This window comes from Pseudaquabacterium inlustre (assembly GCF_038066595.1).
GTDB classification, from domain to species: domain Bacteria; phylum Pseudomonadota; class Gammaproteobacteria; order Burkholderiales; family Burkholderiaceae_C; genus Pseudaquabacterium; species Pseudaquabacterium inlustre.
Genome location: NZ_JBBUTH010000011.1, coordinates 166053 through 191455, shown reverse-complemented (window position 1 = coordinate 191455; position 25403 = coordinate 166053). Strand labels below are relative to the sequence as shown.

Below are 25403 nucleotides of genomic sequence, written 5' to 3'. Positions count from 1 at the left end.
GATGCGTTTCCTGCCCGCGTTCACCGCCGCCCTGGCCCTGTCGGCCAGCCTTGCCAGCCAGGCCCAGCAGGTCGATGCCGCCAAGAGCGAGATCGGCTTCGTCAGCAAGCAGATGGGCGTGCCCGTCGAGGGCAAGTTCAAGAAGTGGTCGGCACAGATCGCCTTCGACCCCAAGAAGGCCGCCGCCGGCAAGGTGAGCTTCACGATCGAGACCGGCTCGGCCAGCTTCGGCGCCGCCGAGACCGATGCCGAGGTGGTCAAGGCCGCCTGGTTCAACGTGCCCAAGTTCCCGCAGGCCACGTTCACCAGCACGGCCATCAAGCCGCTGGGCGCCGGCAAGTTCGAGGTGGCCGGCAAGCTGGCCATCAAGGGCAGCACGCGCGACGTCACCGTGCCGGTCACCATCACCCAGGCCGGCCCGGTCAGCACCGCCAGCGGTGCCTTCGCGATCAAGCGCCTCGAATTCAAGATCGGCGAAGGCGAATGGGCCGACACCTCGATGGTGGCCGACGAGGTGCAGGTCAAGTTCAAGCTCGCGCTCACCGGCCTCGGCCCGCTGTGAGCCCGCAGATCGCAGTTCTCTCTCCCTTTCCAACCCGTTCACTCCAGAGGAAGCCCACGATGATCCGCACCACCCTCGCCGCCGCCGCGCTGGCCACCGTTGCCCTGGGCGCCCAGGCCCAGACCGCCACCTACGCGATCGACCCGACGCACACCTTCGCCACGTTCGAGATCTCGCACTTCGGCGCCAGCACCAACCGCGGCCGCTTCGACAAGAAGACCGGCACCGTGACGCTGGACAAGGCCGGCAAGAGCGGCAAGGTCGAGATCACGCTGGAAACCGGCTCGATCAACAGCGGCACTGCCGCCTTCGACAAGCACCTGGCCAGCAAGGACTTCTTCAACGCCGCTGAATTCCCCACCGCCAAGTTCGTCGGCGACAAGTTCACCTTCAACGGCGACAAGGTGGCCGAGGTCAGCGGCACGCTGACGCTGCTGGGCAAGACCAACCCGGTGACGCTGAAGGCCACCAACTTCGCCTGCTACGAGAGCCCGATGCTCAAGCGTGAAGTGTGCGGCGGCGACTTCGAGACCAGCATCGTGCGCAGCCAGTACGGCATGACCTGGGGCCTGAACTACGGCTTCTCGGACGCCGTGAAGGTCGTGATCCAGGTCGAAGCCGTCAAGCAATAAATGGGGCACCCGGCGCCGCGGGTACGCGGCGCCACCCGCCGGGCGGGTCGCGGGCCGGCTCCGGAGCGGCCGCGCGCTCGGCCCGCTGGCCCTCGGCACCCGCTGCAAGCCCCGCCTCGGCGGGGCTTTGTCGTTTTCTGCCAGCATGCAGCGCATGAATCTGTCCATGCGCTGTCTGCCCTTCGTCTTGGCGCTGGCTGCAGGCCACGCCGCCCGCGCCGAGCCGGTCAGCTACCAGCTCGACCCCACCCACAGCTTCGTGCACTTCGAGGTGCTGCACTTCGACACCGCCACGCTGCGCGGGCGCTTCGGCCCGCTGCAGGGTGAGGTGGAACTGGACCGCAGCGCCCGGCGCGGCCGTGTGCAGGTGGTGGTGGACGTGGCCCAGGTCAGCAGCGGCCTGCCGGTGCTCGATGCCCGGCTGCGTGGCCCCGACCTGCTGGATGCCGACGGCCACCCGCAGGCCTTCTTCGTGGCCCAGGGCTTCGACATCGATGACGGCGGCGCCGTGCGCGCGGTGCGCGGCGAGTTCACGCTGCGCGGCCAGGGCCGGCCGCTGACGCTGGTGGCCGAGCGCTTCCGCTGCTACACGCACCCGCTGCTGCGCCGCGAGGTGTGCGGCGGCGACTTCACGGCCGAGATCGAGCGCAGCGCCTGGGGCATCACCTACGGCCTGCCCTTCGTGGCCGACCGGGTGCGCCTGCGCGTGCAGGTGGAGGCGGTGCGCCAGTCGGCAAACTGAGCACGGAACGGCAGGCGCCGTGCGCGGCGCCCCGCGCCGCCCGCCCGTCGCCGATCGCTGCACTCCGTCGGCGAAAGTGCCGGCGCGTCGCAATCGCGCCACCGGCGGCCTGGGCCCTGCGTACAGTCGCGTCCATCCCCAGAATCGCCAAGCCACCCACCATGACACCCGCACCGGCCAATCCCTGGCCCGCCCGCTGGCAGCGCTTCTCTGCCGCCTGTGTGCGCGGCTACCACGCCTACGGCAGCTGGCTGGTGGGCATCACCTGGCGGCGCTTCATCGTGCTGTCGGTGCTGCTGATGATCGTCTCGGGCCTGCTGCAGAACATCCCGCCCTTCAGCTGGCACTGGACCCGCATCGTCACGCTGGCGCCCGAACTGCCCAAGCTGCCCGAGGTGCCGAAGATCAGCGTGCCCGAGGCCCCCGTGCCGCCGGCGCCGCCGGCAACGCCAGCGGCCTCGACGCCCAAGGTGCGGCCCGGCATCCACATCGAGAAGCCGCCCAAGGGCAGCAAGACCGACGGCGTGGAGATCACCATCGACGACCACGGCGTGCGCATCGTGCCCAAGACCCGCGCCGCGGCGCCGGCGTCCGCATCGGCGTCGGCCACGGCCGCCGAAGCCGCCCGCGTCGGGGCCAGCCAGGTGCCGCTGGTCGACATCCGCATCCCGCCCGGCGCCACCGGTGACGCGGTGCGCCAGGCCGTGGAAGAGGCCCGCCAGAGCATCGAGGACGCGGTGCGCGAGGCGCGCGAGGAAGCCGAGGCCGCCCGCGCCGAGGCCGAGGCCGCGCGCATCTCCGGCCAGAAGGCCGCCGCCGAAGCCGCGCGCGACGCCGCCCGCGCCATCGAGGAAGCGCGCCGCGCCCTACCCAAGCACGAGGTGCACGAGGTCAGCCTGGGCGAGTTCCTGCCCAGCCTGGCGATGCTGTGGATCGTGGCCTCGGTGATCCTGAAGATCACCTACAAGCAGCAGATCCGCGCCGAGGCCACGGCCGCGCAGGCGGTGGAGACGGCCGAGGCCGAATCGCTCAAGCGCCAGGTGGTGGAGGCGCGCATGGCGGCCATGCAGGCGCAGATCGAGCCGCACTTCCTCTTCAACACGCTGGCCAGCATCGACCACCTGATCGAGGTGGACCCGCAGCGCGCCAGCCAGATGCAGAAGAACCTGATCGCGCTGCTACGCGCCAGCATGCCGACCATGCGCGAGACCGCCGGCGTGGGCGGCGCAGACGGCAGCCCGCCGCGCGACCTGGGCCGCGAGCTGGCCGTCATCCGCCCCTACCTCGAGATCCTGAAGGTGCGCATGGAAGAGCGCCTGTCCACCACCCTTGACGTGCCCGACGGCCTGCTGTCGGCCGAGTTCCCGGCGATGATGGTGCAGACCCTGGTGGAGAACGCCATCAAGCACGGCCTGGAGCCCAAGCCCGAGGGCGGGCACCTGGGCGTGAAGGCCGAGATCCTGCACGGCAAGCTGGCCGTGACCGTGGCCGACACCGGCCTGGGCTTCGGCCGCGCCGCCACCGCCGGCACCGGCGTGGGCCTGGCCAACATCCGTGAGCGGCTGCAGCTGCTCTATGGCCCCAAGGCCGCGCTGACCATCGCCGAGAATCCCGGCGGCGGCACGCGCGTGACCATCAGCGTGCCCTACAAACCCGTCGAAGGAGCCGGCGCATGACCGCCACCACCCCCGCCCCGCTGGATGCCACCGCCGCCCCCCGCGCGGTGATCGCCGACGACGAGCGCCTGATGCGCGAGCAGCTGCGCGCCCGCCTGGCCGAGGTGTGGCCCGAGCTGCAGATCGTGGCCGAGGCCAAGAACGGCCTGGAGGCCGTGGACCTGGTGCAGCAGCACCGGCCCGACCTGGTGTTCCTGGACATCCGCATGCCCGGCCTGACCGGCGTGGACGCGGCGCGCCAGATCGCCCAACTGGACATCGGCGACGACGAGCACCTGCCCGAGATCGTGTTCATCACCGCCTACGACGAGTACGCGGTGCAGGCCTTCGAGCAGGGCGTGGCCGACTACGTGCTCAAGCCGGCCGAGCGCGAGCGGCTGCAGCTCACGGTGGCGCGCATCCGCGCGCGGCTGGCCCGCCGCGGCACGCCCGAGGCCGATGCCCAGCCGCCGGTGCAGCAGCTGCTGCATGCGCTGTCGGCGCGGCTGAACCCCAACGCCACGCCGCGCTACCTGGAGTGGATCCAGGCCACCGTGGGCCAGAGCATCCAGATGATCCCGGTGGCCGAGGTGCTGTTCTTCATCAGCGACGAGAAGTACACCCGGGTGCAGACGCCCACGGTCGAGGCGCTGATCCGCAAGCCGATCAAGGAACTGGTGGACGAGCTGGACCCGGCCGTGTTCTGGCAGATCCACCGCAGCACCCTGGTCAACGTGAAAGCCATCGCCGGCATCAGCCGCGACTTCCGCGGCCGCCAGATCGTGGCCATCAAGGGCCATGGCGAAAAGCTGGAAGTCAGCCGCAGCTACACGCACCTGTTCAAGGGGATGTGAGCTCGCTCAGGCGTCCTGCTGGACGTCGGCCAGCACCTCCGACGCGCGGTCGCCCATCAGGTAGCGCGGCCCGCTGCCGCGCCGCGCCGCGGCATCCTGCGGGTTGTACAGCGCGCAGGCCTTCAGGCTCAGGCAGCCGCAGCCGATGCAGGCATCGAGCTGGCCGCGCAGGCGCTGCAGCGCGGCGATGCGCGCATCGATCAGCGGCGCCCAGCCACGCGCCAGGCGCTGCCAGTCGGCCTGGGTGGGCGTGCGGCCCTCGGGCAGGCTGGCCAGCGCGGCGCGGATCTCGTCCAGCCCCAGGCCCACCGTCTGCGCCGCGCGGATGAAGCCCACGCGCCGCAGCACATGGCGCGGGTACTGGCGGTGGCCACCGGCACTGCGGCTGCCGGCGATCAGGCCCTGGTCTTCGTAGAAGCGCAGCGCGCTGGCGGCCACGCCGGCGCGGCGCGCCAGCTCGCCGATGCGGATCCACACGGGTTCGGTGCTCTTGGCCATCACGCCCCCTTGACTTCAAGTTCACTTTAACTTCTATCTTAGCGGCATGAACACCCATGCCCGCACCGATGTCCACCGCGACACCCTGCACGCCCTGCTCGACCAGGGCCTGGCCGCCCATGCGCCCGAATACGACTCGGGGCTGTCCAACCACCTGCCGATGGTGCTGCACGCGCTGCAGCAGCTGGGCGCCGCACCAGCGCGGCTGGCGGACTACGCCGCCGGCTATGCCGTGCGGCTTGAGCCCCGTGGCACGCGGCTGACGCCCGCGCTGCTGCCCGGCTGGCCCGCGCTGTGCGGCCAGATGGACGCTTTCGAGCCGCTGGCCGCGCACTTTGCCGCCGCGCTGGCGCAGCAGGGCCGCGAGGCCACGCTGGCCCAGGCGCTGCCGCGCTTGATGCCCGGCGTGGGTGCCGGCGCCTTCCACGGCCTGATCCGCACGGCCCATGCGCTGGAGGCCGGGCACGACGGCGAGCTGGCCGCCGGCCTGGCCTACTGGGCCGCCGCGTGGCTGCCGCTGCGCGATCCGCAGGCCGTCTGGCCGGCCATGACCCTGGCCCTGCCCGACTGGCTGGCGGCCGTGCAGGCCGTGCCGCCCGCCGGGCCGCTGCCGCAGCCGCGCATCACGCTGCGCCTGCAGGCCGTGGCCGCCACGCCGGGCTTCGATGCCGCGGCCAGCGCGTTGATCGTGGACCCGGCCACGCTGCGCGCGCTGGCCGGCCACGCGGCGGCGCTGTATGCCGCCACCGGCAACTTCACCGTGCTGCATGCCGTGACCGCCTGCCGCGCACTGGCCGTGCTGATGCCCTGGCTGCCCGAGCCCGCGCTGCGCACCCAGGCGATGCGCGACTTCGCGCTGGCGCTCGGCGCCGCGCTGCATGCGGCCCGGCTCACGCGCTTCAGCCCCGCCGATCACCCGCCACCGCCGGCGCCGCTGGACTGGCCGGCGCTGCACACCGCAGCCATCGCCGCCAGCGACGACCACACCGCCAAGCTGGTGCATGCCTGCGGGCAGCTGGGCCGGCGCTGGCCGGCGCCCGATGGCGGCATCGCGCCGGTGTGGGCCCAGGCGGCCACCCGGGCGGTGCTGGCCGCTCAGGCCGTTCAGGCCAGCGGCTGAGGACGGCCCGGCTCAGCCGCGCCGCGGCGGCAGCGCGCTGGCGATCAACCACTGCGCGGCCCAGTAGCTGGCCAGCACCCACAGCGCCGACAGCGGCACCGGGCCGGCGAACTTGTTGGTGGCCAGCAGCGCATCCGACAGCAGGAACAGCGCGCCGCCCAGCGCGGCCCGCCGGGCCAGGCGCTCCTGCACCGTGCTGCCCTCGGCCAGCACCAGCCAGCGCGCGGCGGCCTGCGCGGCCATGGCCGCCAGGCACAGCACATAGGCGATCACCGGCGGGCGCAGCGCCTCGGGCACGCCGGGCCACAGGCGCCACAGCACCGCACCGGCCACCAGCGCATAGACGATGAACGGCCCGCGCCGCACCGCCAGCGCCACGCCGCCGCGCGTGAACGCCACCAGATAGGCCAGGTGTGCCAGCAGAAAGGCCACCAGGCCGGGCACGAAGCCCTCGCGCGGCCACAGCAGGGCCACGTCGCCCAGCAGCGAGAGCACCAGCCCGGCCAGCACCGCACGGCGCATGGCCAGGCTGCTGCGCCCGTCCTGCAGGCCGCGCTGCGCGGCATGGGCGATGACCAGCACCGTGGTCAGGGGCTTGGCCACCCACAGCAGCCAGGGCACCGCCAGCGCACCGCTGGCGCTGGCGATGGCCAGCGCCGCGCTGACCAGGAAGGCAGGAAACAGCAAGGGCATGACGAACCCATCACCAACGACCAGTGCCAGGCGGCAGACAGCACCGCCCGGTCGCCGCGCAGTGTCGCGGCGGGTGGGCGGGCGCGCCATCGGGGGCGGCCCGGTGCCGCGTCAGGCCTTGCCGGGATCGGGCGCCGCCGCCACCTTGGCCGACAGCTCGGCGCGCAGGCGCTTCAGGCGCTCGCGCGGGTCTTCCTTGGTGCTGCTTTCGTGCAGCTTCATCTCGGCGATGAAGCGGCTGGGGATGCCGGCCACGGTCTCGCGGCCCTTCTTGCGCCGGCGCAGCGTGCTCACCAGCAGCGTGCTGCGCGCGCGGGTGATGCCCACGTACATCAGGCGGCGCTCTTCTTCCAGGCGCTGCGGCGTCATCTCCTCGGCATCGGCCTTGAAGGGCAGCAGGCCCTCGTTGATGCCGGCCAGCACCACATGCGGCCACTCCAGGCCCTTGCTGGCGTGCAGCGTGGACAGCACCACCTGGTCCTGCTCGTCGCCGCGCTCGGCCAGGCTGATGATCACGCTGATGGTCTGGGCGACGTCGAGCACCGTCTGCTGCTCGCGGATCTGGGTGCTGCCGTCCTCGGCCAGCTCGCCGCCGCAGCGCTTGGCCACCCAGTCGACGAAGTCCATCACGTTGCTCCAGCGTGACGCGGCGGCCTTCTCGCTCTCCTCGTTGTCGTAGAGGTGCTGCTCGTAGCCAATGTCCTTCAGCCACTCCAGCAGCATCGCCTTGGCGTCTTCGGCGCCACGGGTGCGTGCGGCGCGGTGCTCCATGTCGTTGATGTAGCGCCCGAACTCGTGCAGGCCGTCCAGCGCCTTCTGGCTCAGCTGGGCGCCCAGGCTCTCCTTGAACAGGCTCTCGAACAGGCTGATCTTCCACTTGCCCGAGAACTCGCCCAGCTTGCCCAGGGTGGCGTGGCCGATGCCGCGCTTGGGCGTGGTGATGGCGCGCAGGAAGGCGGGGTCGTCGTCCTGGTTCACCAGCAGGCGCAGCCAGGCGCACAGGTCCTTGATCTCGGCGCGGTCGAAGAAGCTCTGGCCGCCCGACACCTTGTACGGGATCTGCGCGCTGCGCAGCTTCTGCTCGAACACGCGGGCCTGGTGGTTGGCGCGGTAGAGGATGGCGAAGTCGCTCCAGTTCACCTGGCCGCCGCGCGCGCGCTGGGCCTGGATGAAGGCCACCGCGCGCTCGGCCTCGTGCTCCTCGCCGTCGCACTCGGCCAGGCGCACCGGCTCGCCGTCACCGAACTCGCTCCACAGCTTCTTCTCGAAGATCTTGGGGTTGGCGGCGATGACGTTGTTGGCCGCACGCAGGATCGAGCCGGTGGAGCGGTAGTTCTGCTCCAGCGGGATCACCGTCAGCTCGGGCCAGTCCTGCGGCAGGCGCTTGAGGTTCTCGATCGTGGCGCCGCGCCAGCCGTAGATGCTCTGGTCGTCGTCGCCCACCGCGGTGAACTGGCCGCGGGTGCGCGGGTTGTCGGTGCTCACCAGGGCCTTGAGCAGTTCGTACTGCACGGCGTTGGTGTCCTGGTACTCGTCCACCAGCACATGGCGGAAGGTGGCCTGCCACTTGGCGCGGGCCTCGGCATCGTTTTGCAGCAGCTTCAGCGGCAGGCCGATCAGATCGTCGAAGTCCACCGCCTGGTAGGCCTGCAGGCGCTCCTCGTAGTGGCGCATCAGCTGCGCGCACTGCTGCTCGTCGGCGGTCTTGGCCTGGGCGTAGGCGCTGCCGGCGTCCAGGCCCATGTTCTTCCACAGGCTGATCTGCCACTGCCAGCTGCGCGCCAGCTTGGCGTCGGTGGTGGCGCCGGCGTCGCGCAGCACGCCCAGCACGTCGTCGCTGTCCAGGATCGAGAACTGCTGCTTCAGGCCCAGACGCTCGCCGTCCTCGCGCAGCAGGCGCACGCCCAGGCTGTGGAAGGTGCTCACCACCAGGTCGCGCGCGGCCTTGGCGCCCACCAGTTCCTTGGCGCGCTCGCGCATTTCCTGCGCCGCCTTGTTGGTGAAGGTGATGGCGGCGATCTGCTTGGGCTCCAGCCCGGCCTGCAGCAGGCGCGCGATCTTGTGCGTGATCACCCGCGTCTTGCCCGAGCCGGCGCCGGCCAGCACCAGGCAGGGGCCCGAGAGGTGGTGCACCGCCTGCAGCTGCGCGGGATTGAGCGAAGGGGGAGAAGAGGCCATCGGTTGCTGGGATGATCGGAGGCCTGTCACGGCGGCCGCGGATGATAGCGGCGCACCATTCCACGCCTTGCAACGTCACCGATGAGCCCTGCCGCCCTGCGCCGCCGCACCGTTCTGTCCGCCGGCCTGGCCGCCCCGCTGTTCGTGCGCCACGCGCTGGCTGCCGATGTGCCGCGCTTCACCCTCGGCGTGGCCTCGGGCCAGCCGCGCGCCACCCGCCTGGTGCTGTGGACCCGGCTGATGGGCATCGACCTGCCGCCGCAGGTGCCGGTGCAGTGGGAGATCGCCCGCGACGAGGCCTTCACGCAGATCGCCGCGCGCGGCACCGAGACCGCCGAGGCCGCCTGGGCGCACAGCGTGCACGCCGAGCCGGCCGGCCTGGAACCCGACCGCTGGTACTTCTACCGCTTCACCGCGCTGGGCCAGCGCAGCCCGGTGGGCCGCACCCGCACCGCGCCGGCCGACGATGCCCCGCTGGCCGGCACCCGGCTGCGCGCCGCGCTGGCCAGCTGCCAGCGCTGGGAGCATGGCCGCTACGCCGCCTGGGCGCATGTGGCGCAGCGCGAGCTGGACCTGGTGCTCTTCGTCGGCGACTACATCTACGAGTACGCCGCCGCGCCCAGCAGCGTGCGCCCGCACGATCTGCCGCAGGCCCGCACGCTGGCCCAATACCGCGAGCGCTACGCCCTGCACAAGAGCGATCCCGCGCTGCAGGCCGCCCACGCGGCCCTGCCCTGGTGGCTGATCTGGGACGACCACGAGGTGGTCAACGACTACGCCGGCCTGCACGCCGTGCAGGTGGGCGATGCCGCCTTCGCGGCGCAGCGCGCTGCCGCCTACCAGGCCTACTGGGAGCACCAGCCGCTGCGCCAGGCCCAGCGCCCGGTGAACGGCGCGTTGCCGCTGTTCGAGCGCGCCGCCTGGGGCCCGCTGGCCATGCTGCACCTGGTGGACAGCCGCCAGCACCGCGACGTGCAGGCCTGCCTGCCGATCACCGCCACCACCGGCGCGGGCACCGTCAACGTGGCCGACTGCGCGGCGCTGGCCGATCCTGCGCGCAGCTTCCTGGGCACCGCCCAGGAGCGTTGGCTGCACGAAGGCTGGGACCACGCCCGCCCCTGGAACCTGCTGGTGCAGAGCACGCTGATGGCCCGCGCCTCCAGCGCACCGGTCGCGCCCGACAGCCCCGGCAAGGCCTGGACCGACGGCTGGGACGGCTACCCCGCCGCGCGCCAGCGCCTGCTCGACAGCCTGGTGCAGCGCCGCGTGCCCGGCCCGGTGGTGCTGGGCGGCGACGTGCACTGCCACTACGCCGCCGACTTGAAGACCGACTTCCGCGACGAGCGCGCGCCCACCGTGGCCAGCGAGTTCACCTGCACCTCGATCAGCAGCAACGGCCAGCCGCAGCTGTGGACCAACCGCCTGCTGGCCGCCAACCCGCACATCCGCCATGGCCGCAGCGACCAGCGCGGCTACACCGCGCTGACGCTGGACAGCCGCCACCTGCAGGCCGAGCTGATGGCCGTGCGCGACAGCGCCGACGCGCTGAGCCCGGTGGACGTGCAGGCGCGCTTCGCGGTGGATGCGCGGCAGCCGGGCGTGCAGCGCGCCTGAACTGGCGGACCTGCATCCCCGCATGCCGGACCGGCGCCTTCGCGTTGCCGTGGTCGCCGGGCGGGCTGGGATACTGCCGGCCCCATGCAGGCCATTCTTGCCGTCACGCTGCCGTTCTTCGCCCTGGTGCTGGCCGGGTGGCTGGCCGCGCGCGTGCGGCTGCTGCCCGAATCGGCGGTGCCGGGGCTGAACGCCTACGTGCTGTACTTCGCGCTGCCCTGCCTGCTGTTCCGCTTCGGCGCCGGGCTGCCGGTGGGGCAGTTGTTCAACCCCTTCGTGATGGCCGTGTGGCTGCCGGTGGCGGTGGTGGTGGTGGGCATCACGGTGGCGGCCACGCGCGATGCGCAGGTGGGCCTGCGCGATGCATCCTTCGGCGCGCTGGTGGCCGCCTTTCCGAATTCGGGCTTCATGGGCGTGCCGCTGCTGGCGGCGCTGATGGGCGCACCCGCCGCCGGGCCGGTGATCGCCACGGTGCTGGTGGACATGGTGTTCACCAGCTCGCTGTGCATCGCGCTGTCGCAGCTGCAGGGCGCCGGCGAGCATGGCGCGCGCACCGCCGCACTGCGGGCCTTGCGCGGCACGCTGTCCAACCCGCTGGGCTGGGCCATCCTGCTGGGCGGCGCGGCCTCGGCCGTGGGCCTGGCGCTGCCGGCACCGGTGGCGCGCATCGTCGGCATGCTGGCCGATTCGGCCACACCGGTGGCGCTGTTCACCATCGGCGCGGTGCTGTGGCGCGCCGGCCAGCACGCACACACCCGCACGCCGGTGGCGCGCTACCTGCCGGTGGCGCTGATCAAGCTGCTGCTGCACCCGCTGCTGGTGTGGGGCGCCTGCACGCTGGCGGTGCAGCTGGGCGCGCCACTGACGACCTACCAGACCACCGCGCTGACGCTGGCCGCCGCCTTGCCCAGCGCCAGCAACGTGGCGCTGCTGGCCGAGCGCTTCGGTGCCGACACCGGCCGCATCGCCCGCATCATCCTGGCCAGCACCGCGCTGGCCTTCGGCAGCTTCACCGGCCTGGCCTGGCTGTTCGGCGTGCAGCCACATGGCTGAGGCCGCAACGCCACCGCGGGCGGCCGGGCTGGCCACCCGGCTGGCGGGCCTGCTGGCGCGCTACGACGGCACGCTGATGCGCCCGCCAGCCCTGCCTGGCAGCGCCCCCCACGGCGGCCGCGGCGACGGCGCCGCGCTGCCAGACGCCACGCGCCACGCCCCCGGCCCCGCGCTGCTGGACTGGTGCCATGCCCCGGCCCCCGGCCTGCGCAGCGCGCGGCTGCAAGGCCAGGGCGCACGGGCGCTGGCCGAGGCCCTGGCCCTGCACCTGGACGGCAGCCTGCGCCTGCAGGCCTGCCACGGCACGGCCGCCCGGCTGGCCCTGCGCCTGGGCGTGAAGCTGGACGACCTGGCGCTGGCCCTGGGCCGCGCCCCACGCCGCAGCGACTGCTGGGACGCCGGCTGGCTGATCGACCCCGCCACCGCGCTGGCCCGCCTGCCCCAGTGGCAGCCGCGCCGGCCCACGCTGCTGCTGGCCACCGCCCCCGGCGATGCCCCCGCCAACACCATGCCGCCACCACCGCTGCCAGCGGCAGGCGGCACGCCGGCACTGCGCCTGCTGTGGGTGCACGAGCAGCCGCTGCCGCTGCTCTGGCAGGCGCTCGACACAGCCGGCTGACCCGTCGCGCAGTCCGTTCGGCCCATGGCCCGCACCCAGGGCTTCGGCGCGCTGACAAATCGGGCTCGCACACTGGGCGCCTCGCCGTGGCGGCCGCCTCGCCGCGGCCATGCCAACCCGAGAGCACGCCACCATGGGCCGTCCCCACCTCGTCCAACCCCTCCTCCCCGGCCCCAGCCGGCGCGAGTTCTTCAAGCGCTCCGGCGCCGCCACGGTGGCCGCTGCCGCCACGCTGCCGCTGTCGCCGCTGGCCGGCGCGGCCGGAACCGGCGTGTTCCAGCACGGCGTGGCCAGCGGCGATCCGCTGAGTGACCGCGTCATCCTGTGGACCCGCGTCACGCCGCCGGTGCTGCGCCCGGCCGTGGTGGTGAACTGGGTGGTGGCAGCCGATCCGGCCTTCTCCCGCGTGCTGCTGCGCGGCACGACCAAGACCAATCCGGCGCGCGACTACACCGTGAAGGTGGATGCCATCGGCCTGCCGCCTGGCAGCACCTGCTACTACCGCTTCAGCGCCGAAGGCGTCGACAGCCCGGTCGGTCGCACCCGCACGCTGCCGGTGGGCGAGGTCGACCGCCTGCGCATCGCGGTGGTGAGCTGCAGCAACCATGCCTACGGCTACTTCAATGCCTATGCCCGCATCGCCGAGCGCGCCGACCTCGACCTGGTGCTGCACCTGGGCGACTACCTGTACGAATACGGCGCCGGCCAGTACGGCAGCGTGCGCACGCCCGAGCCGGCCACCGAGATGCTGACGCTGGCCGACTACCGCCAGCGCCATGCGCAGTACAAGCGCGACATCGATGCGCAGGCCATGCACCGCCAGCATCCGATGGTGGCGATCTGGGACGACCACGAGATCGCCAACGACGGCTGGAAGAACGGCGCCGAGAACCACAACCCGGCGACCGAGGGCGACTGGGCCGCACGCGTGGCGGCCGGCCTGCAGGCCTACTTCGAGTGGATGCCGGTGCGCGTGCCCGACACCACCAACCTGCGCAAGGACTGGCGCGGCTTCGCGCTGGGCAACCTGGTCGAACTGAGCATGCTGGAAGAGCGCCTGGGCGCGCGCTCCAAGCAGCTGGCCGCAACCATCGCCACGCCCTTCGGCAAGGGCTTCGTGCAGAGCGGCGACTTCGCCGATCCCGGCCGCACGCTGCTGGGCGCCGAGCAGGAAGCCTGGCTGGCCAGCCGCCTGCGCGGCAGCAGCGCCCGCTGGAAGCTGATCGGCCAGGGCGTGATGTTCGCGCAGCTGAAGGTGCAGGGCGCGCCGAACGCCCAGGGCGGCGGCGTGTTCCTGAACAGCGACCAGTGGGACGGCTACCAGCCCGCGCGCGACCGCGTGTACGCGATGATCAAGGGCGGCAACGGCCTGCCGGCGGTGAACAACGTGGTCATGCTCACCGGCGACATCCACAGCGCGTGGGCGGCCGACCTGTCGCAGGACCCGCACAACCGCGACCTGGCCAGCGGTGGCTACGACCCCGTCAGCGGCCAGGGCGCCAGCGCGGTGGAGTTCGTCGGCACCTCGGTCAGCTCGCCGGGCGTGGACAGCGACACCAGCGGCCAGATCGCCGGCACGCTGCGCGCCATCAACCCGCACTTCAAGTACATCAACCTGCACCGCCGCGGCTACATGCTGCTGGACGTCACGCCGGCCCGCGTGGTGTGCGAATGGTGGTTCGTCGACACCGTGGCCAGCCGCAGCAACGTGCAGGAATTCGCCACCGCCTTCGAGGTGGCCCATGGCATGAACCGGCTGCAGCCCTCGGCCCAGACCCCGCCCAAGGCCAACCCACCGGCCCTGGCCCCCTGAACGACTGCCGCTGCACCGGCCGACTGGCCGCCACCACGCCCATCCATCCGCACACCATGATCTCCACGCACCTGCACCGCGTCCTCGCCACCGGCATCCTGGCCGGCGCCTGCCTGGCCGCCCCCACCGCGCACGCCGCGGACTACGCCTTCTCGGGCCACATCCGCTTCCACAACGACCTGGTGCAGATCGACTTCGCGCTCGCGGCTCCTGCCAGCGTCCAGCTGTGGACCGACTCCTGGTTGGGCGGCCTGAACGTCGACCCGCAGCTCTCGCTGTGGCGCGATGGCTTGCGCGTGGCCGCCAACGACGATGACGACACCGTCGCCAGTGGCCAGGGCTACTACGACGCCGGTCTGTCGCTCCATCTGGCCGATGGGCACTACCGCCTGGTGCTCAGCGCCGCCGGCAACGACCCGGTGGGCGCCAGCCTGGCGCAGGGCTTCAGCCTGGGCACCGAGGCACCGATCGCGCTGACCGACTGGACCCAGCCCAGCAGCGACATCAACGCCGGCGACCAGAAGGGCGGCTTCTGGCAGCTGCACCTGTCCGGCGTGAGCCAGGCCGCGGCCGTGCCCGAGCCCGCCAGCTACGCCCTGCTGGCCGCCGGCCTGATGACCGTGCTGTGGCTGGCGCGGCGACGGCCCGGCCACTGAGCAGGCACGGCCGGCGCCCGGCCGCGCAGCCCGCGCCGGTCGGTCCGGGCTCAGATCCCCAGCGGATCGACGTCGATGGCCCAGCGCGCCAGGCGCTTGTGCTGCTGCTGGCGCAGCCAGTGCAGCTGCGGCACCCAGTCGGACAGCAGGCGCTGCAGGCGGCCGCGTGACGAGGCTTCCACCAGCATCTGCAGGCGCTCGACGCCGGCCACCTTGCTGACCGGCGGCGGCACCGGCGGGTAGACCATCGTGTGCTCGGCGCCGGGCAGGCTCTGCGCGATCTGCGCCGCCTCGTCGAGGAAGGCCTGGGCCACGGCCACGTCGCGGGCCTCGGCGCGCAGCAGGGCCAGGTGGGCGAAGGGCGGCAGGCCGGCCGACGCGCGCTCGGACAGCTGCGTGGTGGCGAAGGCGGCGTAGTCGTGCTTCTTCAGCGCCGCGTACAGCGGATGCATGGGGTGCCAGGTCTGCACCCACATCTCGCTGCGGGCGGCGGCCTCGGCATCGCGCCCGGCGCGGCCGGCGGCCTGCATCAGCAGCGCGAACAGCCGCTCGGGCGCGCGGAAGTCGCTGGCGAACAGCGCGCTGTCGGGGTTGACGGCCACCACCAGCGTCATGCGGCGGAAGTCGTGGCCCTTGGTCACCATCTGCGTGCCGACCAGGATGTCCACGTCGCCGGCATGCACCTCGGCCAGGCGGCTTTCCAGCTCGCCCTTGCCGCGCGCGGTGTCGGCGTCGATGCGGCCGATGCGCGCCGTGGGCAGCAGCGCGGCGATCTGCTCCTCCAGCTTTTCGGTGCCACGGCCCAGCGGCGCGATGTCGAGGTTGCCGCACTCCGGGCAGGCGCGCGGCACGCGTTCGGTGAAGCCGCAGTGGTGGCAGCGCAGCGTGCGCTCGCCCTTGTGGAACACGCGCCAGGCGCTGCAGTGCGGGCAGCCGCTCTTCCAGCCGCAATCGGGGCAGTGCAGCACCGGCGCATAGCCGCGGCGGTTCAGGAACACCAGGCTCTGCTCGCCGCGGTCCAGCCGCTCCTGCAACGAGGCCAGCACGGCCGGCGCGAACAGCGGCGTGACGCCGCCGCGGCCCTTCTCGCGCGGCAGCACGCCCATGTCAAAGAGGCGCACCCGCGGCAGCGTGCCGCCGCCGATGCGTGCGGCCATGGTCTGCAGGCGGTAACGCCCCTCCTGCGCGTTGTGCCAGGTTTCCAGTGACGGTGTGGCCGAGCCCAGGATCACCGGCACATGGCTCAGGTGGCCGCGGTAGACGGCCAGATCACGCGCCGAGTAGCGTGCACCTTCCTGCTGCTTGTAGGAGGGGTCGTGCTCCTCGTCCACCACCACCAGGCCCAGGCGCGGCAGCGGGGCAAACACCGCCATGCGCGTGCCCAGCACGATGTCGGCGCCGCCCAGGTGCGCGGCCAGCCAGTGCTGCAGGCGCTGGGCCGGCGTCAGGCCGCTGTGCAGGGCCACCAGGCGGTGGTTCGGGAAGCGCGCGGCAAAGCGCGCCTCCAGCTGCGGCGTCAGGTTGATCTCGGGCACCAGCACCAGGGCCTGGCGGCCCTGCGCCAGCGCCAGCGCGGTGGCGCGCAGGTAGACCTCGGTCTTGCCGCTGCCGGTCACGCCGTGCAGCAACAGCGCTTGCGGGCGGGCTTGCGCCGCCTGCTCGGTCACGGCGGCCAGCGCGGCCTGCTGTTCAGGGGCCAGTTCCGGCAGCGGCGGCTCGGGCACGGCGGCCGGCGGCTTGGCCAGGGTCTTGGCCAGGCGCTTCAGGCGCCGCGCCAGCTGGGTGGGATCGACCTTGCGCAACTCGGGCGGCAGCACGGCCAGCGCCAGTTCGCCCACGCTGCGCTGGTAATAGCCGGCGGCAAATTCCACCAGCGCCAGCCACACCGGCTGCATGGGCGGCAGGGCGTCCAGCACCGCCGTCACCGGCCGCAGCGCATGGCCGGCCGCCGGAGCGGCGGCGTCGTCAGCGTCGGCGGATTCGGCCGCCGCAGGCGGTGGTCCGCCGTGCCACACGATGCCCAGCAGCTCGCGCCGGCCCAGCGGCACGCGCACCAGCGTGCCGGGTTCCAGTGAGCGCTCGCTCGCATAGTCCAGCGCCCCCACCAGGCCGCTGTGTTGCGGTGTCTCCACCGCCACCTTGACGGTGATCAGGCCGGGCCCCGGCTCGGCCGCATCGGGCGGAGCCGGAAGCTGCGTATTCACATCAACACCTGGGGATAAGTTGATGATTGGGAACGACTTTTTCCACTGTCCCCGTTTTCTGTGGATAACTTTGTGGGAAAGCTGCTCACGGACGCGCTAAGTGCTTGATCCAACGGGCTTCGGCTTGGATTGCCCAATTCGTGAGCAGTCAAAGTTTCTCTATATGAATCAATGACTTGGCACGCATTTGCTGCATATTCCATGCTGCAGCGCACCGCGAAACGCGTCCAGGCGTCGGAGAGCCCGATTTGGGGATAAGTCAAGCCCTGAGCGTTCACTCACCAACTTTTTTCGGTGTGTGGCGCAGCGGCATCAAGCCGGCCGACGCAGGCTGCGCGAATGTGTGTGAACGGTCTCAACCAAGGCCTGGACATGCTCGGGCGGCGTGTGCTGGTTGATGCCGTGGCCGAGGTTGAACACATGCCCGCCGAAGCGCCCGTCGGCCCGCGCCGGGTTGCCGAAGGCGTCCAGCACGGCACGCGCCTCGGCGGCCACCGCCTCGGGCGGGGCGAACAGCACCATCGGATCGATGTTGCCCTGCAGGGCCACGCGGTCGTCGACGCGGCGGCGCGCCGCGCCCAGGTCGGTGGTCCAGTCCAGGCCCACCACGTCGGCACCGCAGGCAGCGATCTGCTCCAGCCACTGGCCACCGCCCTTGGTGAACACGATCACCGGCACCTGGCGGCCCTCGGCCTGGCGTTTGATCTGGCTGACCACGCGGCGCGTGTAGGCCAGGCTGAACTGCTCGAAAGCGCGGTGCTCGAGCACGCCGCCCCAGCTGTCGAACACCATCACGGCCTGCGCGCCGGCGTCGATCTGCGCGTTGAGGTACTGGGCCACGGCATCGGCGGTGACGCTCAGGATGCGGTGCATCAGGTCGGGCCGCGCATAGGCCATGGTCTTGACCAGACGGTAGTCGTCCGAGCCGCTGCCCTCCACCATGTAGCAGGCCAGGGTCCAGGGGCTGCCCGAGAAGCCGATCAGCGGCACGCGGCCGTTCAGCGCCTTGCGGATGGTGCGCACGGCATCGAACACATAGCGCAGCTTGTCCGGATCGGGCACCGCCAGCTTGGCCACCGCCGCCTCGTCACGCACCGGATGGGCGAAGCGCGGGCCCTCGCCAGCCGCGAAGCTCAGGCCCAGGCCCATGGCATCGGGCACGGTGAGGATGTCGGAGAACAGGATGGCCGCATCCAGCGCATAGCGCGCCAGCGGCTGCAGCGTGACCTCGCAGGCGTAGTCGGGGTTGGTCGCCAGCCCCATGAAGCTGCCGGCCCGGGCACGCGTGGCGTTGTACTCCGGCAGGTAGCGGCCGGCCTGGCGCATCAGCCACAGCGGCGTGTACTCGGTGGGCTGGCGCAGGCAGGCGCGCAGAAAGGTGTCGTTGTCGAGGTGCGGGGTGGGCTGCGAGGTCATCCCGGGATTATCGCGGCAGGCCCTGCGGCGGCCTGACGGGCGGGGGCGCGCGGCCCGGGCGCACCGGCCAGCACACCGTCACCAGAGCCATCACCAGCGCCGTGCGCCGGCCGCCACCGGCGGCAGCGTGCGGCCGTGCAGCCAGGCATCGAGCACGGGCGCCCCGCCGCCGGGCTGGGCCCAGTCCCACAACAGCTCGGGCGCCACCACGCGCGTGCCCGGTGGCACCTGCGGCAGGGCCCGCGCCAGCGCTGCCACGAACGCCGCCACCCGCGCCGGGCGCAGCGCCTGCTGGCGCTGCGGCACCATCCACTGCATCTGGCGCAGCAGGTTCTGCCCCAGGCGCTGCAGCGCGCTGCCGGCCGCGGCCGTGCTGCCGCCATCGCGCGCCGGCCGCACGAACACCAGGTGCTCGAAGCCCAGCGCGGCCAGCGCCGCCTCGTCCAGCGTGGCCAGGCCGGCGCGCAGGGCCTGCGGCAGCAGCCCCGGCGCGTGCGGCAGCACCACCAGCAGCTGGCGCACGCCGGCCGCGCGCAACCAGCGGCCCAGCGCGGTGAGCGTGGCCGGGTCGGGCCGCCACAGCGCGGCCTCGCGCGCCGGGCGGGCCGGCCGGCCCCGGCGTGCGGCGCCGGCCCGGGCAGCCACGGCCAGGTGCGCGCCGCGCTCGCGGTCGAACACCAGCACCGCGCTGTCGGGGGCCCACGGCAGCTGCGGCGTGGCATCGAGGAAGCCCTCGGCCACCGGCCAGGCCTCCATCCCGCGCAGGGCCACGGCCATCGGCTGCGTCACCAGCGTGGCCACGCCGGCCCAGCTGCTGCTGCCCAGCAACTGCTCCATCACGGCCGAGCCCAGCGGCCCGCCTGCGCCCAGCACCAGCACGCGGCGTGCGGCAGCCGCCGGGCCGTCGGGCCGGGTGGGCGCCAAACCACCTTGCAGCGCGTGCTGAAGCAGGGTCATGACGCGGCACTGTAGCCGGCCGCCACCGCCGCCGGCCACGGTGAGGGCTTGAATTGCGCGCCCGGCCCCTCAGCTATGCTGCCGCCACCGTTGGCGCGTTACTGGAGGAGGATCCGCATGGCCCGTCGTCTCACCCGTGTGCTGCTGGGCACGGCCCTGGTGGCCGGCACGCTGTCGCTGCAGGGCTGCGGCTACAACGAGTTCCAGAAGCTCGACGAGCAGACCAACGCCGGCTGGGCCGAGGTGCTGAACCAGTACCAGCGCCGCGCCGACCTGATCCCCAACATCGTGGCCACGGTCAAGGGCGAAGCCAACTTCGAGCAGGAGACGCTGAGCAAGGTGATCGAGGCCCGCTCGCGTGCCACCAGCATCCAGGCCACGCCGGCGCTGGTGAACGACCCCGAGGCGTTCAAGAAATTCCAGGCCGCCCAGGGCGAGCTGACCGGCGCGCTGAGCCGCCTGATGGTGGTCAGCGAGCAGTACCCCAACCTGAAGGCCAATGCCGCCTTCCAGGACCTGCGCGTGCAGCTGGAGGGCACCGAGAACCGCATCACCGTGGCGCGCAACCGCTACATCAAGGACGTGCAGGCCTACAACGTGCTGGCGCGCAGCTTCCCCACCAACCTGACGGCCATGGTCTTCAGCTACAAGACCAAGCCCAGCTTCACGGTGGCCAACGAGGCGGCGATCAGTGCACCGCCTTCGGTGAACTTCGACGCCCCCAAGCCGGCCAGCAAGTGAGGCCGGCCGCGCCCACGCCGCAGCCGACGTCGGACTGACGGGCGAAGCGATGCACCCAACTATCGCCGTACGCGGCTTGCCGGCACTGCGCATGGCCCTGCTGCTGTGCCTGGCGGCGGTGCTGGCACTGCTGGCACTGCCCACGCTGGGCTGGGCGCAGGACGTGCAGCCCGTGCCCGCGCTGAGTGGCCGGGTGATCGACACCGTGGGCCTGCTGCCGCCCACCGAACGCGGCGCACTGGAGGCCAAGCTGGCCGACTTCGAGGCGCGCTCGGGCCCGCAGATCGTGCTGCTGCTGGTGGCGCGCACCGCCCCCGAGGACATCGCGGCCTATGCGCAGCGCGTGGCCGACAGCTGGAAGATCGGCCGCCGCGACGTGGGCGACGGCCTGCTGGTCGTGGTGGCGCGGGACGACCGGCGCATCCGCATCGAGGTGGCCAAGGCCCTGGAGGGCGCCGTGCCCGACCTGGCCGCGCGCCAGATCATCGACCGCCAGATCGGCCCGGCCTTCAAGCGCGGCGACTACGCGGCCGGGCTGGACGCCGGTGTGGACGCGCTGATCGCGCGCATCCAGGGCGAGCACCTGCCGGCGCCCGCCCCGCGCGGCCAGGGCCCGGGCGTGCTGAAGGGCGACGACGGCTTCGACCTGGAACAGCTGGGCCTGTTCTTCTTCGTCGCGGTGCCGGTGGCCGGGGCGGTGTTCAGCAGCCTGTTCGGCCGCAAGCTGGGCGCGCTGGCCACCGCGGCCGGCACCGGCACGCTGGCCTGGTGGCTGACCGCCAGCCTGGTGCTGGGCGCCGTGGCCGGTGCCGTGGCCCTGGTGCTGGTGGGCGTGATCGGCCTGGGCTCGGGCGGCCGCCGCGGCGGCGGCTCGGGCGGACCGCCCGTCATCTGGGGTGGCGGAGGCGGCCACGGCGGCGGCTTCGGCGGCTCCGGCGGTGGGGGCGGGGGTGGCTTCAGCTCCGGCGGTGGTGGTGATTTCGGGGGCGGCGGCGCCTCCGGCGACTGGTGAGCCCCGGCCACCGATGGTGAACGACATGCCCCAAGCCCATGCCACCACCCCCCGCTGGCTGCGCCTGCTGCGCCATCGCTGGTGGGACGACGCCGACGTGCGCCGCGCGCTGCCGGCCGAGGCCCTGGCGCGCGTGCAGGCCCGGGTGAGCGCCAGCGAGCGCCACCACAGCGGCGAGATCCGCGTGGTGGTCGAGGCCGGCTTGCCGATGTCCTACCTGTGGCAGCGCCTGAGCGCCCGCCAGCGCGCGGTGACGCTGTTCGGAAAGCTGCGCGTGTGGGACACCGAGCACAACAACGGCGTGCTGGTCTACCTGCTGCTGGCCGAGCGCGCCATCGAGATCGTGGCCGACCGGGGCCTGGTGCGGCGCGTGCCTGCCGCCGAGTTCGAGGCGCTGGTGGCGGCCATGCGCGAGGCCTTCCGCGCCGGCCGCTTCGAGCCGGGCCTGCTGACCACCGTGGACCGGCTGGATGCGCTGCTGCGCCAGCACTTCCCGCTGGCCGAGGGCGAGGCCAACCCGAACGAACTGCCCGACGCGCCCACCGTGCTGTGAGCCAGGCCCTCAGATCGGCCGCAGCGCGGTGCCGAACTGTTCGCGCAGCGGCCCATGGTCCAGCGGCGGCAGGTGCAGGGGCTGCGGCGGCACCGTGGTGTCGGGAATGCGGCCCAGCAGGTGGCGGATCAGCGTGAGCCGGCCACGGCGCTGGTCGTTGAAATCCACCAGCGCCCAGGGTGCGTGCTTGGTGTGCGTGGCCTCCAGCATCAGGTCGCGCATGTGGCCGTAGTCGGCGTAGTGGCTGCGCGCCTTCAGATCGACGGGTGAGAGCTTCCAGCGCTTGAGCGGGTCACTCAGCCGCTCGGCGAAGCGCCGCTCCTGCTCGGCCTGGTCCACCGTCAGCCAGTACTTCAGCAGGATCAGGCCGTCGTCGACGAGCAGGCGCTCGAACACCGGCGCCTGCTTCAGGAAGGCCCGCGCCTGCGGCTCGGTGCAAAAGCCCATCACCCGCTCGACGCCGGCGCGGTTGTACCAGCTGCGGTCGAACAGCACGATCTCACCGGCGGCCGGCAGGTGCGGCACGTAGCGCTGGAAGTACCACTGGGTCTTCTCGCGGTCGCTGGGCGCCCCCAGCGCCACCACGCGGCACTGGCGCGGGTTCAGCGTCTGTGCGATGGCCTCGATGACGCCGCCCTTGCCTGCCGTGTCGCGTCCCTCGAACACCACCGCCAGCCGCTGCCCGGTGTGGGCCAGCCAGCGCGCCAGGTTGTTCAGCTGCTCCTGCAGCGGCTCCAGCTGCGTCAGGTAGTCGGACTTGGACAGCCTGCCGGACTTGTCCGCCGTCTTGCCCTCGGACTTCTTCTTGCCACCCATCGCACGCCCTCCAGAAACGACGAAGACCCGCAGGGTACACACCCGGCGGGTCTTCAGGAGGCGATGCGCGGCACGCGGGCCGCAGCGATCACTTCTTGCGCAGCTTGGCGATGGCGGCGATCTGGGCGGCCATCATCGCGAACTCGCTCTGGGCACGCGCCAGGTCGATGTCGCTCTTGGCGTTCTTGATCGCCTCTTCGGCCTTCTTCTTGGCTTCCAGGGCCTTGGCCTCGTCGAGGTCATGGCCACGGATGGCGGTGTCGGCCAGCACCGTGACGCAGTGCGGCTGCACCTCGAGGATGCCGCCGGCCACGAAGACGAACTCTTCCTGACCGTTGTCGGCACGCTCGATGCGCACGGCGCCCGGCTTGATGCGCGTGATCAGCGGCGTGTGGCGGGGCAGGATGCCCAGCTCGCCGTTCTCGCCCGGCAGCGCGACGAACTTGGCCTCGCCGCTGAAGATGCTCTCTTCAGCGCTGACCACGTCGACGTGAATGGTTGCCATGGGGTTTCCTTAAAAGCGTCAAAAAGGCGTGTGAGTGGGGCAAGGAGCAAGCAGTCGGTCGTCCGGCTAGGCGCGCCCCGCAGCCGTACACCCGTACGGCGAGGAGCGCAACGACGCTGGGCGGCCGAATGCGCCGCTCATTGCGCCGCTCACTGCATCTTCTTGGCCTTTTCGAATGCCTCGTCGATGGTGCCCACCATGTAGAACGCCTGCTCCGGCAGGTGATCGCACTCGCCGGCCACGATCATCTTGAAACCACGGATGGTTTCCTTCAGCGGCACGTACTTGCCGGGCGAGCCGGTGAACACTTCGGCCACGTGGAAGGGCTGCGACAGGAAGCGCTGGATCTTGCGGGCGCGGGCCACGGCCAGCTTGTCTTCCGGCGACAGCTCGTCCATGCCCAGGATGGCGATGATGTCGCGCAGTTCCTTGTAGCGCTGCAGCGTGCCCTGCACGGCGCGGGTGGTGCTGTAGTGCTCTTCGCCCACGACGTTCGGGTCCACCTGACGCGAGGTGCTGTCCAGCGGGTCCACGGCGGGGTAGATGCCCAGCGCGGCGATATCACGCGACAGCACCACGGTGGCGTCCAGGTGGGCGAAGGTGGTGGCGGGCGACGGGTCGGTCAGGTCATCCGCGGGCACGTACACGGCCTGGATCGAGGTGATCGAGCCGACCTTGGTCGACGTGATCCGCTCTTGCAGACGGCCCATTTCCTCGGCCAGCGTCGGCTGGTAGCCCACGGCGGAAGGCATGCGGCCCAGCAGCGCGGACACTTCGGTACCGGCCAGCGTGTAGCGGTAGATGTTGTCCACGAAGAACAGCACGTCACGGCCTTCGTCGCGGAACGACTCGGCGATGGTCAGGCCGGTCAGGGCCACGCGCAGACGGTTGCCCGGAGGCTCGTTCATCTGGCCGTAGACCATCGACACCTTCGAGTCGCCCAGCGACTCCAAGTTCACGACGCCCGAATCGGCCATCTCGTGATAGAAGTCGTTGCCCTCACGGGTGCGCTCGCCCACACCAGCGAACACCGACAGACCCGAGTGGGCCTTGGCGATGTTGTTGATGAGTTCCATCATGTTCACGGTCTTGCCCACGCCGGCGCCACCGAACAGACCCACCTTGCCGCCCTTGGCGAACGGGCAGATCAGGTCGATCACCTTGATGCCGGTTTCGAGCAGTTCCTGCGAGGGGCTCAGCTCGTCGTAGCTGGGGGCCTTGCGGTGGATCTGGGCGGACAGTTCCATGCTGACCGGACCGCGCTCGTCGATCGGGTTGCCCAGCACGTCCATGATGCGGCCCAGCGTGGCCTTGCCCACCGGCACGGTGATGGCCGCGCCGGTGTTGCTGACCATCAGACCGCGGCGCAGGCCGTCGGACGAGCCCAGCGCGATGGTGCGCACGATGCCGTCGCCCAGCTGCTGCTGCACTTCCAGCGTCAGCGCCGAGCCTTCGAGCTTCAGCGCGTCGTACACCTTGGGCATGCTGTCGCGCGGGAACTCCACGTCCACCACGGCGCCGATGCACTGGACGATCTTGCCTTGTGCTTGGGTGTTAGCCATTTGGTATTCCTTCAATCTGGATTCGTTGCGTGCGGCCGATCAGCCGCTGATGGCGGCCGCGCCGCTGACGATCTCGGACAGCTCGGTGGTGATGGCTGCCTGGCGGGTCTTGTTGTAGACCAGCTTCAGGTCGGCGATCAGCGTGCCGGCGTTCTCGGTGGCGGCCTTCATGGCCACCATGCGCGCCGACTGCTCCGAGGCCATGTTCTCGGCCACGGCCTGATAGACCAGCGCCTCGATGTAGCGCGTCAGCAGGTCGTCGATGACCGACGGTGCGTCCGGCTCGTAGATGTAGTCCCAGCCGTGCTGCGCCTTCTCGGCGGCGGTCTGCTCCAGGCGCTCGGCGGTCAGCGGCAGCAGCTGCTCGACCATCGGCTCCTGCTTCATCGTGTTGATGAACTTGGTGTAGCAGAGATACACCGCATCCACCTTGCCTTCGACGAAGGCGTCGAGCATGACCTTCACCGGACCGATCAGCTTCTCGAGCACCGGCGTGTCACCCAGCTGGGTGGCATGGCTGACGACGGGCACACCGACACGGTTCAGGAAGCCGAAGCCCTTGTTGCCGATGGCCACCGCTTGGCTCTTGCCACCGGCCGTCTGCACGTCACGGATCTTGTTCGTGACGGCACGCAGCACGTTGGTGTTCAAGCCGCCGCACAGGCCCTTGTCGGTGGTGACGACGATGAAGCCGGTCACCTTCGACTGGTTGCCCTTGCGCATGTACGGGCTGCTGTACTCGGGGTTCGCCTGAGACAGGTTGGCCGTGATGTTGCGGATCTTGTCAGCGTACGGACGGGCCGCACGCATGCGGTCCTGCGCCTTGCGCATCTTCGAGGCCGAGACCATTTCCATGGCCTTGGTGATCTTCTTCGTGTTCTCGAAGCTCTTGATCTTGCCCCGGATCTCTTTTCCGACCGCCATGACGGTGCTCCTTTCGGTATTGCG

The 25403-nt window shown here is 71.6% G+C and carries 24 protein-coding genes; 14 read left to right on the top strand and 10 right to left on the bottom strand.

Annotated features, from left to right (window positions below; translation table 11 throughout):
* Position 1 precedes the first annotated feature (1 nt).
* From AACH10_RS23615 to AACH10_RS23595, 5 genes are all read left to right on the top strand, one after another.
* Entirely contained in the window at positions 2–562 is a 561-nt protein-coding gene (locus AACH10_RS23615; protein ID WP_341413005.1) for a YceI family protein, read from the top strand.
* A gap of 59 nt (positions 563–621) precedes the next feature.
* Entirely contained in the window at positions 622–1194 is a 573-nt protein-coding gene (locus AACH10_RS23610) for a YceI family protein (RefSeq protein ID WP_341413004.1), read from the top strand.
* A 154-nt stretch (positions 1195–1348) separates the two neighbouring features.
* Positions 1349–1936 (top strand): YceI family protein, encoded by a 588-nt coding sequence (locus AACH10_RS23605; RefSeq protein WP_341413003.1) that lies wholly within the window; start codon positions 1349–1351, stop codon positions 1934–1936.
* A gap of 161 nt (positions 1937–2097) precedes the next feature.
* Entirely contained in the window at positions 2098–3612 is a 1515-nt protein-coding gene (locus tag AACH10_RS23600; RefSeq protein ID WP_341413002.1) for a sensor histidine kinase, read from the top strand.
* Positions 3609–4445, top strand: coding sequence for a LytR/AlgR family response regulator transcription factor (locus tag AACH10_RS23595; protein ID WP_341413001.1), 837 nt, complete (start codon positions 3609–3611; stop codon positions 4443–4445). Before AACH10_RS23600 ends, AACH10_RS23595 begins: the two co-directional genes overlap by 4 nt.
* A 6-nt stretch (positions 4446–4451) precedes the next feature.
* Here the strand turns inward: AACH10_RS23595 and soxR are convergent, their stop codons facing one another.
* Positions 4452–4943 carry a redox-sensitive transcriptional activator SoxR gene (soxR, locus tag AACH10_RS23590; RefSeq protein WP_341413000.1) on the bottom strand — a complete coding sequence of 164 codons (492 nt, stop codon included), beginning with the start codon at positions 4941–4943 and terminating at the stop codon, positions 4452–4454.
* Positions 4944–4989: 46 nt separating this feature from the next.
* Between soxR and AACH10_RS23585 the strand changes: the two genes are divergently transcribed.
* A complete protein-coding gene (locus tag AACH10_RS23585; protein WP_341412999.1) occupies positions 4990–6063 on the top strand; it encodes a questin oxidase family protein in 1074 nt (357 codons plus the stop codon).
* A 12-nt stretch (positions 6064–6075) separates the two neighbouring features.
* On the opposite strand, the gene AACH10_RS23580 is transcribed toward AACH10_RS23585, so the two are convergent.
* On the bottom strand, positions 6076–6756 hold the full coding sequence (locus tag AACH10_RS23580; protein WP_341412998.1) for a lysoplasmalogenase: 681 nt from the start codon (positions 6754–6756) through the stop codon (positions 6076–6078).
* Positions 6757–6867: 111 nt separating this feature from the next.
* Positions 6868–8934 carry an ATP-dependent helicase gene (locus tag AACH10_RS23575; protein ID WP_341412997.1) on the bottom strand — a complete coding sequence of 689 codons (2067 nt, stop codon included), beginning with the start codon at positions 8932–8934 and terminating at the stop codon, positions 6868–6870.
* 81 nt (positions 8935–9015) lie between these two features.
* On the opposite strand from AACH10_RS23575, the gene AACH10_RS23570 reads away from it, so the two are divergent.
* The 5 genes from AACH10_RS23570 to AACH10_RS23550 all read left to right on the top strand — a co-directional run bounded on the left by AACH10_RS23570 (position 9016) and on the right by AACH10_RS23550 (position 14689).
* Entirely contained in the window at positions 9016–10548 is a 1533-nt protein-coding gene (locus tag AACH10_RS23570) for an alkaline phosphatase D family protein (RefSeq protein WP_341412996.1), read from the top strand.
* Between the two features lie 84 nt (positions 10549–10632).
* Complete coding sequence (locus AACH10_RS23565; protein ID WP_341412995.1) at positions 10633–11601, top strand: AEC family transporter; 969 nt, start codon at positions 10633–10635, stop codon at positions 11599–11601.
* Positions 11594–12220, top strand: a complete 627-nt coding sequence (locus AACH10_RS23560; protein WP_341412994.1) for a hypothetical protein — start codon at positions 11594–11596, stop codon at positions 12218–12220. Before AACH10_RS23565 ends, AACH10_RS23560 begins: the two co-directional genes overlap by 8 nt.
* Before the next feature lie 133 nt (positions 12221–12353).
* Positions 12354–14033, top strand: a complete 1680-nt coding sequence (locus AACH10_RS23555) for an alkaline phosphatase D family protein (RefSeq protein ID WP_341412993.1) — start codon at positions 12354–12356, stop codon at positions 14031–14033.
* A 56-nt stretch (positions 14034–14089) separates the two neighbouring features.
* Entirely contained in the window at positions 14090–14689 is a 600-nt protein-coding gene (locus tag AACH10_RS23550) for a DVUA0089 family protein (protein WP_341412992.1), read from the top strand.
* Positions 14690–14739: 50 nt separating this feature from the next.
* Here the strand turns inward: AACH10_RS23550 and AACH10_RS23545 are convergent, their stop codons facing one another.
* The 3 genes from AACH10_RS23545 to AACH10_RS23535 form a co-directional block, all read right to left on the bottom strand.
* Complete coding sequence (locus tag AACH10_RS23545) at positions 14740–16893, bottom strand: primosomal protein N' (protein WP_341412991.1); 2154 nt, start codon at positions 16891–16893, stop codon at positions 14740–14742.
* A 312-nt stretch (positions 16894–17205) separates the two neighbouring features.
* A complete protein-coding gene (hemE, locus tag AACH10_RS23540; protein WP_341412990.1) occupies positions 17206–18309 on the bottom strand; it encodes a uroporphyrinogen decarboxylase in 1104 nt (367 codons plus the stop codon).
* A gap of 90 nt (positions 18310–18399) precedes the next feature.
* Positions 18400–19266, bottom strand: coding sequence for a hypothetical protein (locus AACH10_RS23535; protein ID WP_341412989.1), 867 nt, complete (start codon positions 19264–19266; stop codon positions 18400–18402).
* Between the two features lie 117 nt (positions 19267–19383).
* Between AACH10_RS23535 and AACH10_RS23530 the strand changes: the two genes are divergently transcribed.
* The 3 genes from AACH10_RS23530 to AACH10_RS23520 all read left to right on the top strand — a co-directional run bounded on the left by AACH10_RS23530 (position 19384) and on the right by AACH10_RS23520 (position 21572).
* Positions 19384–20007, top strand: a complete 624-nt coding sequence (locus tag AACH10_RS23530) for a LemA family protein (RefSeq protein WP_341412988.1) — start codon at positions 19384–19386, stop codon at positions 20005–20007.
* A 91-nt stretch (positions 20008–20098) separates the two neighbouring features.
* Entirely contained in the window at positions 20099–21019 is a 921-nt protein-coding gene (locus tag AACH10_RS23525; protein WP_341412987.1) for a TPM domain-containing protein, read from the top strand.
* A 25-nt stretch (positions 21020–21044) separates the two neighbouring features.
* A complete protein-coding gene (locus tag AACH10_RS23520; protein ID WP_341412986.1) occupies positions 21045–21572 on the top strand; it encodes a TPM domain-containing protein in 528 nt (175 codons plus the stop codon).
* Positions 21573–21581: 9 nt separating this feature from the next.
* On the opposite strand, the gene ppk2 is transcribed toward AACH10_RS23520, so the two are convergent.
* The 4 genes from ppk2 to atpG form a co-directional block, all read right to left on the bottom strand.
* Positions 21582–22388 carry a polyphosphate kinase 2 gene (gene ppk2 / locus AACH10_RS23515; protein ID WP_341412985.1) on the bottom strand — a complete coding sequence of 269 codons (807 nt, stop codon included), beginning with the start codon at positions 22386–22388 and terminating at the stop codon, positions 21582–21584.
* Between the two features lie 88 nt (positions 22389–22476).
* Positions 22477–22893: a F0F1 ATP synthase subunit epsilon gene (locus AACH10_RS23510; protein WP_341412984.1), complete on the bottom strand. Its 417-nt coding sequence runs from the start codon at positions 22891–22893 to the stop codon at positions 22477–22479.
* A gap of 149 nt (positions 22894–23042) precedes the next feature.
* Positions 23043–24455: a F0F1 ATP synthase subunit beta gene (atpD, locus tag AACH10_RS23505; protein ID WP_341412983.1), complete on the bottom strand. Its 1413-nt coding sequence runs from the start codon at positions 24453–24455 to the stop codon at positions 23043–23045.
* Between the two features lie 39 nt (positions 24456–24494).
* Positions 24495–25379 carry a F0F1 ATP synthase subunit gamma gene (gene atpG / locus AACH10_RS23500; protein ID WP_341412982.1) on the bottom strand — a complete coding sequence of 295 codons (885 nt, stop codon included), beginning with the start codon at positions 25377–25379 and terminating at the stop codon, positions 24495–24497.
* Between the last annotated feature and the right edge of the window lie 24 nt (positions 25380–25403).